Source organism: Cupriavidus sp. FW305-46, from assembly GCF_058787075.1.
Window position 1 is genome coordinate 93,351 of the sequence record NZ_JBYSZI010000017.1, and the last position, 12,065, is coordinate 105,415.

Sequence of the window (12,065 nt, forward strand, 5' to 3'; positions counted from 1 at the left end):
GGCCATCGTCGGTGCCGGCGACAAGCGCGTGGCTGGCTTCCGGCATCAGGCCACCCCAACCCCTTGGGACCAGCACTGGTATCGCCAGGTAAAGCCATCGCGCGGTGGCATGGCGCTGGCGGGTGCCCCACCGCCACGATAGGCAAAGGTGTACAGCAGCAGCGCCGTGCGCCGCGAAGAATACCGGTCCCGCAGGGGCATGGCCTCCCTTGCGGGCCACCAGCGCGGTGCAAGCAGCGCGCCGCTGACATAGGCCAGGCCGCAGTGCCCCCAGCCGGCGGCAGACAGCTGCCAGAGCCAGCGGTAGCCGGCGTTCGGAGGGCGTGAGCGGGCGCGCATGCGACTCCTTGTTTCAGTTCGGATCAGGTACGGCTCTGATCCGATCCGTCCACTTTTGCATTACCCGATCGCTCGATGGCGGCGCACGCGAGGCGAGTGGTCAACATCGCCCCATGCCACCAATAAAAAGAGCACCTTCTGCAGGTGCCCAGCGCTTCAATCGGGGTGCGTCCGAACCGGGTCAGCAACTTATGATCCGGTTCGGACTTGCAGGCATATGTCGCCTGCACGATCACGCTTCATCTGGCAGATCAGCCAGGAAACATGATCGTTTCGCCGACCTACCTTCGCTTTACTCAAGCGTGTCTCAGTCAGCACTTTCAGTATAGGGTAGCCGACGGTCAGGTCAACCTGAATCTGGCTGCGCCGCCGCGTGCGCGGCCTGGTCCGTCGATCGGCGCTACAGGGCCGCGATGAACTCGTCCCACGGCGTTGCTTGCAGCGTCTCGGTCGCGGCGTGTCCATAGCCGCGGATGATCAACGCCGCACGCTCGAGCTGCTTCAGGTCGTCCGTCTCGACAATGTCCACCACGTCAAAGCGCCCGAGTGTCAGATAGCTGTCCTTCCAGGTGACGGCAGGGCATTCGGCCTTGATTTTCTCGGCCACCGTGGCGGCGAGCTGCTTCATGTCCCTGGGATCCGTGAACGCATCAGGAGCGAGACGGCTGAGGATGACGTATGTAGTCATGGCATACCTCCGTGCAAGAAATTGCTCCACAAACCGGCACGGCAGTCATGCGGGAACAACCGGCCGCAGGTCTTTCAGTCTATGCCATCGGCGCTCGCGCCATGGCTTTGGTCAGCCATGCGCCTGCGAATGCAGTTCCACCACGTCATGATCGGCTACCGGATGATCGGCGCCCACCTGCTGGCCGCTGAACTTGCCACTGCCCCAGATGCGGGCGAACTTGAATGTACGCGCGAGATCGGGGTGCACGCGCAAGGCGACATCGAGCACGGTGTCGCCGCGGCGCATCGTAAAAGGCCGACGCTGGTCGACGGGTTTCCCGGGTGCCTTGGTGTAGACACGCACGATCCCCAGGGCCTTGAAAAGGAACGGACCGACCGCGGCCAGTCCGCGCCCGTCGGTTGCCGAGGTTGCGAGCGCCGGAAAGCGTACACCGAGCAGGTCTTCGAGCACGGCCGCGTCTTCCGGGTTGGCGAGATCAGTCTTGTTGGCCAGCAGCAGCGCGGGGAGGTGAACACTGAACGGGTCAGCCACCGGTTCCGCCGTCGTCCCAGGGCTGTCGGCCTGACCCGGCCAGCGCTCCGACAGGATGATCTTCGCCTCGGCGAGCCGCCGCAGAATCAATGCCAACTGTTCTGTACAGTCTGGCGCGCTCAGGTCGACCACCAGCAGTACGCCGTCTGTCGCGCGCAACATGTCAGTGAGCCCGGGTTGCATGAAGTCGACGGATACCGGTGGCAGATCCACCAGCTGAAAAGCAATGTCGTCGAGCGGCAACATGGCGGGGACCGGCACCTGCGTAGAGTGGGGGTAGGGCCCGGCCCCGCTGCCCGATCCTGTCAGCCTCGCGTGCAGGCTGGATTTTCCCGCGCCGGGCGGGCCGATCAGGCAGAGCTGGGCCGCGCCTTCGGGATGCACCGCATGTGCCGGCCCTCTGTGCGCGCCCTTCCCGTGGCCCGCAGATGCCTGGGTGAGTTCCCTGATCCGCGACTTGATATCGGCCTGCAGATGCTCCGTCCCTTTGTGTTTCGGGATGACACGGAGCATTTCCTTCAGGCATTCGAGCTGCTCGCGCGGCTGGCGTGCCTGCCGATAGGCTTGTTCGGCCTGCTTGTACTCTGGGGTGAGGTTTGCTGGCATGGGCTGTCGCCAGAGTTTCAGCGTCCGGAAGCCGAAAGGGCGATCCAATCGCCAAAGGGCAGTTTCATTAGCCTATCATCCGCGCTGCTAATGGCAAGCAGGGCTGGCAGTGGCGGCGCCGTACCCGGTCTCGAGCCTGACCATGCGCTCGGCGCGCAAGGCAGTCCGCCGGCCCCGCACGGTGTTGACCCCGCACAGCAGGCCCAGCCCGACCACGAAGTAGCTGCCGGTGACCAGCAGCGCCTGCCGGTGATCGCCGCCCGTCAGCCAGCTTGCCATGCCATAGGTCAGCGGCCCGGCGATCGAGGCCAGCTTGACCGCCAGGCCCCACAGACCGAAGAACTCGGCCGCGCGCGAGGGCGGGGCCAGCAGCCCCACCATGGCCCGTCCCGCGGACTGGGCGGCGCCCAGGCACAGGCCGGCCACGTTGGCGGCAAGCCAGAACAGCGGCGCTTCGCGCGCGGCGTGCGCCAGCAGGATGGTCAGGATCCAGCCCAGCAGCGTCAGGGCAATGGCGCGCACGTGTCCGATGCGGTCCTGCACCGGGCCGAACAGGAAGGCGCCGGCCGCCGCCGTCAGGTTGACCACCAGCACCAGGATCAGGGTCTGCTGCATGGTGAAGCCCATGGCCTGGTTGGCGTAGATTGCGGTCAGCGTGATCACCGCCTGGATGCCGGCCTGGTAGAACAGGGTGCACAGCAGGAAGCGGCGCAGGTCCCTGAACTGGCGCAGCTGGCCCAGGCGTTGCCATACCCTGGCCCAGGCCGTGCCGCGGACCGGTTCGCCAGCCGGCGCGGACGCAGCGATCCGTGGCGCGCCGCGGTCGCGCAGCAGCAGGAAGGTCGGCAGGCTCGCCAGGGCAAAGATGGCCGCCGTGATCAGCATGGTGACGGGAACGAACTGGCTGGCGACGTGGCCGCGTGCGCTGGCCCAGTTGACATAGAGCAGGCATGCGCCCAGCGTGACCAGGCCACCGATATAGCCAAGGCTCCAGCCCCATCCCGATACCCTGCCCAGGGCGCGGGAGGTGGAGAGCGACGGCAGGAAGGCCGCGATCAGGTTTTCGCCGCTGCCGAAGAAGAAGTTGGACAGGACCACGCACAGGATGGCCAGGCCAAGGGTGCCGGGCTGCGCAAAATAGAGCAGGGCGGTGAACACCACGCAACCCGCCGTCGTCACCGCAAGCAGCGGCTTCTTGGCTGCGCGCAGGTCGGCGTAGGCACCGACCAGCGGCGCGCTGAGCACCACCAGCGCATAGGAGAGCGAAAGCGCCGCGGTCCACGCCAGCGTGGCCCAGGGCGCATTGCCGGCCACCACGGCGACGAAGTAGGCATTGAACAGCGCGGTGATGACCACCGTGGTGTAGCCGGAGTTGGCAAAGTCGTACATGGCCCATGCCCACACTTCGCGTGGCCGTACATCGACGCCCAGGGCAGAGGGCATGCGGGGCGCGCGAGCGTGGCTACCCGGTTGGGGCACGGTCATGTTCCTTCCTCCACGATGCGGCGCCGCTTCAGCCGAAGCAGGACGCCATAGACGGCCAGTGCCGCGAACACGTGCTTGAGCGTGTGCCCGCTGACCAGCCCGGTGAGCGCGGCGACCTGGTGGTCCAGCACATCGCAAGCCAGGGCCAGCACATAGCAGCCGGTGATGGCCAGCACCTCCCGGTCGCCAGTGTAGCGCGGCGCATAGAGGCAGAGCAGCAGCGGCACCACCAGCATGGCCCATGCCTGAACCAGCAGGTAAGGACGCAGGTCGCCGATGCCGCGGGTTTCGCTCCAGGCCCAGTAGCCGACGCTGGCCGGCCCCGCGATCAGCAGCAGCGGCAGCAGCCGCAAGCCGGCCCTGAGGCTGACCCGCTCGCACACATTGGCGCCCAGCCAGCACATCAGCGCGAACGCAAGCGGGGCCCTGTCCCATACCAGCCGCTGGTTGTCCGGTGCAAGGTGGTAATAGGCGGAGCCCAGGCCCACCAGGAAGACGGCGAAGAAAAGCAGCCGGTAAGGCCAGGCCTCCGCTGGCGCGATAAAGGCGCGGCTGGCGGCCGTGGTGCCCAGATAGCGCAGGCCGGCCGCGCCCGCGAGCAGGAACAGCAGATTGGAGCCGATGTCGAGGCAGTGGGGCGCGCCGAAGCAGACGTAAGGGTCGGCATAACGATGGTATTGCGGCGGCTGCGCGAGGCGCGGCAGCAGCCAGGCCGCGGTGGCCATGGCCGCCACCAGCAGCCAGACTGCGGCGGCTTTGGCGGCAGGGCGGGCTTGTCGGCAGGCGCGCATGATGGCTTCCTTCCGCTGGTGGGCGGCCCTGTGACCGCCGCGTACTACCAAGTTTCGACAATTGTGCGTGGCTTTGCCAATTCTTTAGCCGTGACTGCGCATTGTTCCGGCATTGGAACACTGTGTTTGCTTCTGGCAGGCTTCCGCAAATCTGAAGGGCTGCTATCTTCGAGCGCCGTGATCAGAACAAAGTGGCAGCGCCGCGATACACGCCGACGCTGCCCGAAATCCGCGGATGTCAGTGAAGAAGGCAATCTCATCAAGCCGGCTGGCGCACCTTGCTGCCGCCGTTCCCTTTGCGGCCTGGCTGTGCGCGCTGCCGGCCGCAGCCGACGCGGCAACTTTCTCGATGCAGGGCGGCTATGGCCGCGACAACCGCCACGGTGTTGAAAAATACGAAGTGGCCGCGCGCTGGGACGATATCGTGCAGTGGCAGTGGTCCAGCCGCCTTGCGCTGTCCCTGGACGGCGAGGTCAATGTCGCGAACTGGCGGGCGCTGTCGTCCCGGCCGTCGAGCCAGTTGACGGAGTTCGGCGTGTCACCGATCTTCCGGCTCAGCTATGCGGGCGAATACGCGACGCCGTTTGTTGAAGCCTCAGTGGGTTTGCGCGTGCTCAGCCATACCGAGATCGCCGACGGCCATCGCATGGGCTCGGCTTTCCAGTTTTCCGACATGGTTGGCGTGGGCATTGCCTTCGGCAAGGCGCAGCGGCTCGCCATCGGCTACCGCTTCCAGCACCTGTCCAATGCCGGCATCAAGCACCCCAATCCCGGCACCAACTTCAGCATGGGCTACGTGCGCTACCGCTTCTGACGGGGGGGCGGCCGGGCATCGTTCCAGCCGCAGGACACTGCATCGCAATCCCACCGCCTACCGCGCATCGTCTGCGCCACCTATCATTGCTCCATGGATCATTGCCTGCCACTATCGGTCGGCATACTCGGAGATCAGACATGAAGCGCATTCTGGGTGTCTACAGCGCACCGCGTCAGCACTGGGTCGGCGATGGCTTTCCGGTGCGCTCGATGTTTTCTTACATGAGCCACGGCAAGCAGCTGAGCCCGTTTCTGCTGCTGGACTACGCCGGGCCGGCCGATTTCACGCCGACGCAGCGCCCGCGCGGGGTTGGCCAGCATCCGCACCGCGGTTTCGAGACCGTGACCATCGTCTACAAGGGCGAGGTCGCGCATCGCGACTCGACCGGGCAGGGCGGCGTGATCGGTCCCGGCGACGTGCAGTGGATGACGGCGGGCGCCGGCATCCTGCATGAGGAATTCCACTCGCCGGCCTTTACGCAAAGCGGCGGCGCGCTGGAAATGGTGCAGCTGTGGGTCAACCTGCCGGCGCGCGACAAGATGACCACGCCCGGCTACCAGGCCATCGTCGACCGCGATATCCCGGTGGTGCCGATGCCCGATGGCGCCGGCACGGCGCGCGTGATCGCCGGCGAGTACGCGGGCAAGGCCGGTCCGGCGCGCACCTTCACGCCGATGCATGTGTGGGATATGCGCCTGAACCAGGGGGCCAGCACGCGGCTGGCGCTGCCGGAGGGCTGGCATACCGCGCTGGTGGTGCTGCGCGGCAAGATCACCGTCAACGCGGAGGCGACGGTGCGGGATGCCGAGATGGTGGTGCTGGACGGTGCCGGCGAGGATGTGAACATCGAAGCCAGCACCGACGCGGTGGTGCTGCTGCTCAGCGGCGAGCCGATCGACGAGCCGATCGTCGGCCATGGCCCGTTCGTGATGAACACTGAAGAGCAGATCGCCGATGCCTTCCGCGACTTCAGCAGCGGCCACTTCGGCAGCATCGCGGCGGGCGGCCGCTAGGCGCCTGCTGCAGCAACGGGGGGGAGCCTTGCGGCTCGCCCCGTTCCGGCATCAGAAGATCTGCCGGATCCCCACGGTCACGCCCACCATGCTCTTTTGCCCGGCCATGGTCGGGTACCTGAAGGCAAAGGCGGTGGCCGCGCCGTCGAAGCTCAGGCCGCCGTTGCGCGCATAGCCGGCCGACAGGTACACGTCGGTGCGCTTGCTGAAGTTATAGTCGGCGATGAAGCTGACCTGCTGCAGGTTGGACGGGTTGGTTTCGGCGGCCGTGGCGGTGGCGCGCGCGCCCTTCACGTCGGCGTAGTAGTAGGCCAGCGACAGGCCCAGCGCGGGCGTGGCCTGGTAATTGACGCCGGCCCACCAGTAGTCGTCGCGCAGCAGCGTGTCGCCGCTGGCGAACTCTGCCTTGTTGTAGCGGTAACCGAGCGTGAACTTGAATGGGCCGGTGTTATACAGCGCCGCCGCGCCCAGCTTGGTCATGGTCCCGGGCTGGCCGGTGACCGCGGCAGGGCGCCAGACGTCGGCACCGATCGAGGCGCCGAAGCCGCTGCTGTTCAGGTACATCAGCGAGCCGCCATAGGCGATGTTGTCGCTGAAGTGCCCCGGCACCTCGCCCGCGCCGCCGTTGGCCAGCAGGATGGCGGCATTCTGCACCGCCACGCCGGCGCCGAACGAGAAGTGCGCCGCCGCCTGCAGCGGACCGAACTGGCCGGTGTACTTGACCATGTTGTCTTCGCGGTAGTTCAGGCCCATCCACCAGATGCCCGGCTCATAGGTGGCGGCAAAGCGCATCGGCGCGAAGTTGGCCATGCCGTCGAAGAACGACGTGTACTGGCGCCCGAAGGTCAGCTTGCCGATGCTCTTGTTCTGCAGCCCGACATAGGACTGGCGATTGAACAGCGGCGCGCTCTGCAGGTTGCCGCTGTCCCACTGGAAGCCGCTTTCCAGCACGAACAGCGCCTGGTTGCCGGCGCCAAGGTCTTCCACGCCGCGCAGGCCCCAGCGCGAGGCGGACAGGCCGCCGATCTGCGGCATGCCGATGCGCTTGCCGCCCTGCGTGGGCGTGGCGGCGGATGCGGCCACGCGGTTGACATACTCGATCGATCCGTCGATGACCCCATACAGCGTCACGCCGGACTGTGCATTGGCGCTGCCTGCAGCCGCGCCCAGTACAGCCAGCGTGATTATCGATTTCTTCATGCTAAGTCGTCTCCTGTCGGTTTTTTATGGAAGGCGCTGGCCGGTTGCTACGCCCGGCTCTGTTCCATTAGACCTTTGCGCGTGGTGTCAGGCCCCCTCCTAAAAGGAGTGAATCGGGGGCCGGGTGTTGCAATGCCGCACGGTTGATGGCAGGAGGAGAGCCCCTATTGACTTGGAATGCGTTTCAGCATGAAAGCGGGACGCGTTCAAGCGAGGCGCGGCGCAGGCACGCTGCCCGCGAAGCACAAAAGAAAACGGGGGCTCGCCAATGCGAGCCCCCGTTCCGGTGCGGCTGGATTTACTGCACGTTGCCGGCGACCGCGATCACCTGGCCGGTGATGTAGTTGGAATCCGGCGAGCAGAACAGGTACACGCCGCCCGCGGCTTCTTCCGGGGTGCCCCCGCGGCCAAGCGGATTGCGCTGGGCGTGCGACTTCAGCATCTCGGGATTCAGCCCGACGCGGATTTCACGGCCTTCGATATTGACCGTGGCGCCGGCCTTGGCGTCGGCCGAGGTCATGCGGGTGTGGATCAGCCCGAACGCCACCGCATTCACGTTGACGTTGAAGCGGCCCCACTCGCGCGCCATGGCGCGGGTCATGCCGATCACGCCGGCCTTGGCGCCGGAGTAGTTGATCTGGCCGGCATTGCCGTTCAGGCCCGAGGTCGACGAGATATTGACGATCTTGCGGTACACCTCGCGGCCGGCTTCCTTGTCGGCGGCGGCCAGTGCCTTGATGTGCGGATAAGCGGCGCGCAGGATGCGGAACGGCGCGGTCATGTGGCAGTCCAGGATGGCGTACCACTGCTCGTCGCTCATCTTCTGCACCACGTCGTCCCAGGTAAAGCCGGCGTTGTTGACGATGATGTCGATGCTCTTGAAGTTGCTCATCGCGGTGTTGATGAAGCGGTCGGCAAAGTCCGGTGCGGACACATTGCCCACGCAGGCTACGGCTTCAACGCCCATTGCCTTCAGTTCCTCGACGGTCTGTTGCGCCGGCTCGGCGTCCAGGTCATTGATGACCAGGCGCGCGCCTTCGCGTGCCAGACGCATGGCGATGGCGTTGCCGATGCCGCGGCCCGAACCGGTGACCAGTGCCACCTTGCCTTCAAGTGCTCCCATGCTTGACTCCTTTGTGTGCGACGTTGCGCTCGATTGAGATTTACAGTGCGACGACGGCGTCGCCGAGGATCTTGCTTTCGCCATACTGGTTGGCGGTCTGGATTTCCAGCTTGACGCGCTTCTCGCCGTCGACTTCCAGCTTCTCCACCACGCGGCCGGTGCAGGTGATGCGATGGCCCAGGTGGGTGATGCCGACAAAGCGCACGCCGAACTGGCGCAGCTGGCGCTGGTCCACCCACAGCGTCAGCAGGCGGCCCAGGTAGGCCATCGACAACATGCCGTGCGCGAACACGTCGGGCATGCCGGCCTTGCGGGCGAAGTCGGTGTCGATGTGGATGGCGTTGTGATCGTTCGAGGCGCCGGCAAACAGCGCCAGCGTGGTGCGGTTGATCGGCTCCAGCGTCAGCGGGGGCAGGGTGTCGCCGACCTGGATCTGGTCAAAGCTCAGGTTGCTCATTCGATGTCTCCGGTTCAGCCGTTGCGTTGGACCAGCACGCCGCGCAGGTCTGCCACGTGCTCGCCATTCTGGTTGGTCACGCGCGTCTCGCGCACGACGAAATCCAGTGCGCCGCCCTTCTTGTCGTAGATGTCGGTGATGGTGGTCTTGAAGTGCAACGTGTCGCCGGCATACGCCATGCGGTGGTAGGTGAAGGACTGCTCGCCGTGCAGGATGCGCTCGACCTTGATGCCGAGCTCGTCGCGCCAGCCAGTTGGCGGGTTGACCAGTTCCAGCGAAAACAGGAAGGTCGGCGGCAGCGGCAGGCCCGGGTGGCCGGCGTCGCGCGCGGCGGCCTCGTCGATATAGACCGGATCGGTCTGGCCGGTGGCCTTGGCGAAAAAGCGCAGCTGGCTGGCCGGCGCGGAGGTGCGGAAGTCCGCAATCACCCGGCCGATATGTTTCTTGTCGATCATGGATGGGCTCCTGTGTGTGTGTGTACTCAGGCGTGCTTCTGGTACAGCGTGACCACGCAGGCGCCGCCCAGGCCGAGGTTATGCGTCAGGGCCAGGCGTGCGCCTTCGACCTGGCGCTGGTCGGCGGTGCCGCGCAGCTGCCGGACCATCTCGTAGCATTGCGCCAGGCCGGTGGCGCCCAGCGGATGGCCCTTGGACAGCAGGCCGCCCGACGGGTTGACCACCCACTTGCCGCCATAGGTGTTGTCGCCGTCGTTGACCAGCTTCTCGGCGCCGCCTTCCGGGCACAGGCCGAGGCCTTCATAGGTCAGCAGCTCGTTCTGCGCGAAGCAGTCGTGCAGCTCGATCACGTCGATGTCCTGCGGGCCGACACCGGCCTGCTCATACACCTGCTGCGCGCCTTCGCGCGTCATGTCGAAGCCGACCACGCGGATCATGTCGCGAGCGTCGTAGGTGCTGGGGCGGTCGGTGGTCAGCGCCTGGCCGGCGATCAGCACGTCGGTCTTCAGGCCCTTCTTGCGGGCGAATTCCTCCGACACCACGATGGCGGCGGCTGCGCCGCAGGTCGGCGGGCAGGCCATCAGGCGCGTCAGCACGCCTTCCCACAGTGCCGGCGCGGCCAGCACGTCCTCGGTGGTCAGCACGTTGCGGAACACGGCCAGCGGGTTGTTGGCGGCGTGGCGGCTGGCCTTGGCGCGAATCCTGGCGAAGGTTTCCAGCCTGGTGCCGTATTTGTCCATATGGGCCTTGCCGGCGCCGGAGAACTGGCGGATGGCATTGGGCAGGTCCTTGCGGTCGACGAGGTCGTCCACCAGGTTGAGGGCGTGCTCCAGCGCTGGGGCGCGGTCGTCCCAGCGCGACTTGAGCGCGCCGGGCTGCATGAACTCGAAGCCGACGGCGAGCGCGCAGTCCACCGCGCCGCTCTGCACCGCCTGGCGCGCCAGGAACAGCGCCGACGAGCCGGTGGCGCAGTTGTTGTTCACGTTGATGACGGGGATGCCGGTCATGCCGACCTGGTACAGCGCCTTCTGGCCGCAGGTCGAATCGCCATACACGTAGCCGGCGTAGGCCTGCTGCACGTCCTCATAGCCGAGGCCGGCGTCTTCCAGCGCCTGGCGCACGGCCGTTGCGCCCATCACGTCATAGGTGTCGCTGCTGCCCGGCTTCTTGAACGGGATCATGCCGGCGCCGGCGACGAATACCTTGCGAGTCATGTGTGTGCTCCGAAGAATGTCTGTGGGTGGGCGGTGCTTACAGCTTGCGGGCGATTAGTTCGCGCATCACTTCGCTGGTGCCGCCGTAGATGCGGGTCACGCGCATGTCGGCAAAGGCGCGCGCCACCGGGTACTCCATCATGTAGCCGTAGCCACCGTGCAACTGCACCATCTGATCCAGCGCGATGCCCAGCACTTCGGTCGAATGCAGCTTGGCGATGGCGGCTTCTTCCAGCGTCAGCCGGCGGCGGACGTGCTCGCCGATGTAGTGGTCGATCATCAGGCGCACGGAGATGGCCTGCGTCTTGATGTCGGCCAGCTTGAACTTGGTGTTCTGGAAGTCCCACACGGTCTGGTTGAAGGCTTTGCGGTCCTTGACGTAGGCCAGCGTGTGCTCCAGGCAGACCTCCAGCTTGGCGGCGGCGCTGACGGCGATCGACAGCCGCTCCTGCGGCAGCTCGGTCATCAGGTAGGCAAAGCCCTTGCCTTCCTCGCCCAGCAGGTTGGCCACCGGCACGCGCACGTTGTCGAAGAACAGCTCGGCGGTGTCCTGCGCGTGCTGGCCGACCTTGTCCAGCTTGCGGCCGCGGCGGAAGCCTTCGCGGTCGGCTTCCACCACGATCAGGCTGACGCCGCGCGCGCCGGCGGCGGGGTCGGTCTTGCAGACCATGATGATCAGGTCGGCGTTGAGCCCGTTGCTGATGAAGGTCTTGCTGCCGTTGATCACGTATTCGTCACCGTCGCGGGTAGCGGTGGTGCGGATCGCCTTGAGGTCGCTGCCGGTGCCCGGCTCGGTCATGCCGATGGCCAGGATGTATTCGCCGGAGCAGACCTTGGGCAGCCAGCGTTGCTTCTGCTCTTCATTGCCGAGGCGGGCGATGTATGGCGCGATGATGTCCGAGTGCACGCCGAAGCCGACGCCGCTCAGGCCGACGCGGGCGTATTCCTCGGCGAACACCGCGCAGTGGCCGAAGTCACCGCCGCCGCCGCCGTACTCGGTCGGCAGCGTCACGCACAGCAGGCCTTCGCGGCCGGCCTTGAGCCAGGTCTCGCGGTCGACCTTGCCGGCCTTGTCCCATTCGGCTTGCCTGGGCAGGCATTCGCGTTCCAGGAAGCGGCGTACGGTGGTACGGAACATCTCGTGGTCGTCACGATAGATGGTGCGGTTGATTTCCATTGGGTGACTCCGGATATCGGTCTGCGGGAGGTTGCCTCGGCCAAGGTATGCGGCCACTGGTATGGCGCTAAGGTACCGGGGAGGAGGGGGCCGCGAACACCACCCGCGTCAGGTGGCCGGAGACAGCAAAGAGGGGGTGCCGCGCATGGGTTGCGCGGCGTTGGGG

At 66.2% G+C, this 12,065-nt stretch carries 13 protein-coding genes; 2 read left to right on the top strand and 11 right to left on the bottom strand.

Annotation, left to right across the window (positions count from 1 at the left end):
• Positions 1–45 precede the first annotated feature (45 nt).
• The 5 genes from AC3WON_RS11040 to AC3WON_RS11060 form a co-directional block, all read right to left on the bottom strand.
• The gene (locus AC3WON_RS11040) at positions 46–339 is read right to left on the bottom strand and encodes a hypothetical protein (protein WP_492351822.1); all 294 of its coding nucleotides are present in this window, start codon (positions 337–339) and stop codon (positions 46–48) included.
• A gap of 400 nt (positions 340–739) precedes the next feature.
• Positions 740–1,027, bottom strand: a complete 288-nt coding sequence (locus AC3WON_RS11045; RefSeq protein WP_492321031.1) for a GYD domain-containing protein — start codon at positions 1,025–1,027, stop codon at positions 740–742.
• A gap of 111 nt (positions 1,028–1,138) precedes the next feature.
• Positions 1,139–2,167 (bottom strand): TGS domain-containing protein, encoded by a 1,029-nt coding sequence (locus tag AC3WON_RS11050; protein ID WP_492351823.1) that lies wholly within the window; start codon positions 2,165–2,167, stop codon positions 1,139–1,141.
• 87 nt (positions 2,168–2,254) lie between these two features.
• Positions 2,255–3,652, bottom strand: a complete 1,398-nt coding sequence (locus AC3WON_RS11055) for an MFS transporter (protein ID WP_492351824.1) — start codon at positions 3,650–3,652, stop codon at positions 2,255–2,257.
• Entirely contained in the window at positions 3,649–4,443 is a 795-nt protein-coding gene (locus tag AC3WON_RS11060) for a hypothetical protein (protein ID WP_492351825.1), read from the bottom strand. Before AC3WON_RS11060 ends, AC3WON_RS11055 begins: the two co-directional genes overlap by 4 nt.
• Before the next feature lie 235 nt (positions 4,444–4,678).
• On the opposite strand from AC3WON_RS11060, the gene AC3WON_RS11065 reads away from it, so the two are divergent.
• Positions 4,679–5,257, top strand: a complete 579-nt coding sequence (locus AC3WON_RS11065) for an acyloxyacyl hydrolase (RefSeq protein ID WP_492321035.1) — start codon at positions 4,679–4,681, stop codon at positions 5,255–5,257.
• 140 nt (positions 5,258–5,397) lie between these two features.
• Complete coding sequence (locus AC3WON_RS11070; protein WP_492321036.1) at positions 5,398–6,273, top strand: pirin family protein; 876 nt, start codon at positions 5,398–5,400, stop codon at positions 6,271–6,273.
• 51 nt (positions 6,274–6,324) lie between these two features.
• Here AC3WON_RS11070 and AC3WON_RS11075 read toward each other — a convergent pair whose 3' ends face one another.
• From AC3WON_RS11075 to AC3WON_RS11100, 6 genes are all read right to left on the bottom strand, one after another.
• Positions 6,325–7,473: a porin gene (locus AC3WON_RS11075; protein WP_492351826.1), complete on the bottom strand. Its 1,149-nt coding sequence runs from the start codon at positions 7,471–7,473 to the stop codon at positions 6,325–6,327.
• 298 nt (positions 7,474–7,771) lie between these two features.
• Complete coding sequence (locus AC3WON_RS11080) at positions 7,772–8,596, bottom strand: SDR family NAD(P)-dependent oxidoreductase (RefSeq protein ID WP_010808912.1); 825 nt, start codon at positions 8,594–8,596, stop codon at positions 7,772–7,774.
• A 40-nt stretch (positions 8,597–8,636) separates the two neighbouring features.
• A complete protein-coding gene (locus AC3WON_RS11085) occupies positions 8,637–9,053 on the bottom strand; it encodes a MaoC family dehydratase (protein WP_492351827.1) in 417 nt (138 codons plus the stop codon).
• Between the two features lie 14 nt (positions 9,054–9,067).
• The gene (locus tag AC3WON_RS11090) at positions 9,068–9,508 is read right to left on the bottom strand and encodes a MaoC family dehydratase N-terminal domain-containing protein (protein WP_492321040.1); all 441 of its coding nucleotides are present in this window, start codon (positions 9,506–9,508) and stop codon (positions 9,068–9,070) included.
• A gap of 26 nt (positions 9,509–9,534) precedes the next feature.
• Complete coding sequence (locus AC3WON_RS11095; RefSeq protein WP_492351828.1) at positions 9,535–10,722, bottom strand: lipid-transfer protein; 1,188 nt, start codon at positions 10,720–10,722, stop codon at positions 9,535–9,537.
• A 37-nt stretch (positions 10,723–10,759) separates the two neighbouring features.
• Positions 10,760–11,899 carry an acyl-CoA dehydrogenase family protein gene (locus AC3WON_RS11100; RefSeq protein WP_492321042.1) on the bottom strand — a complete coding sequence of 380 codons (1,140 nt, stop codon included), beginning with the start codon at positions 11,897–11,899 and terminating at the stop codon, positions 10,760–10,762.
• Between the last annotated feature and the right edge of the window lie 166 nt (positions 11,900–12,065).

Excerpts from the sequence above, each read along its gene's own strand:
- AC3WON_RS11040 (WP_492351822.1), bottom strand. The coding sequence starts at position 339 with ATGCGCGCCCGCTCACGCCCTCCGAACGCCGGCTACCGCTGGCTCTGG.
- AC3WON_RS11045 (WP_492321031.1), bottom strand. The coding sequence starts at position 1,027 with ATGACTACATACGTCATCCTCAGCCGTCTCGCTCCTGATGCGTTCACG.
- AC3WON_RS11050 (WP_492351823.1), bottom strand. The coding sequence starts at position 2,167 with ATGCCAGCAAACCTCACCCCAGAGTACAAGCAGGCCGAACAAGCCTAT.
- AC3WON_RS11055 (WP_492351824.1), bottom strand. The coding sequence starts at position 3,652 with ATGACCGTGCCCCAACCGGGTAGCCACGCTCGCGCGCCCCGCATGCCC.
- AC3WON_RS11060 (WP_492351825.1), bottom strand. The coding sequence starts at position 4,443 with ATGCGCGCCTGCCGACAAGCCCGCCCTGCCGCCAAAGCCGCCGCAGTC.
- AC3WON_RS11065 (WP_492321035.1), top strand. The coding sequence starts at position 4,679 with ATGTCAGTGAAGAAGGCAATCTCATCAAGCCGGCTGGCGCACCTTGCT.
- AC3WON_RS11070 (WP_492321036.1), top strand. The coding sequence starts at position 5,398 with ATGAAGCGCATTCTGGGTGTCTACAGCGCACCGCGTCAGCACTGGGTC.
- AC3WON_RS11075 (WP_492351826.1), bottom strand. The coding sequence starts at position 7,473 with ATGAAGAAATCGATAATCACGCTGGCTGTACTGGGCGCGGCTGCAGGC.
- AC3WON_RS11080 (WP_010808912.1), bottom strand. The coding sequence starts at position 8,596 with ATGGGAGCACTTGAAGGCAAGGTGGCACTGGTCACCGGTTCGGGCCGC.
- AC3WON_RS11085 (WP_492351827.1), bottom strand. The coding sequence starts at position 9,053 with ATGAGCAACCTGAGCTTTGACCAGATCCAGGTCGGCGACACCCTGCCC.
- AC3WON_RS11090 (WP_492321040.1), bottom strand. The coding sequence starts at position 9,508 with ATGATCGACAAGAAACATATCGGCCGGGTGATTGCGGACTTCCGCACC.
- AC3WON_RS11095 (WP_492351828.1), bottom strand. The coding sequence starts at position 10,722 with ATGACTCGCAAGGTATTCGTCGCCGGCGCCGGCATGATCCCGTTCAAG.
- AC3WON_RS11100 (WP_492321042.1), bottom strand. The coding sequence starts at position 11,899 with ATGGAAATCAACCGCACCATCTATCGTGACGACCACGAGATGTTCCGT.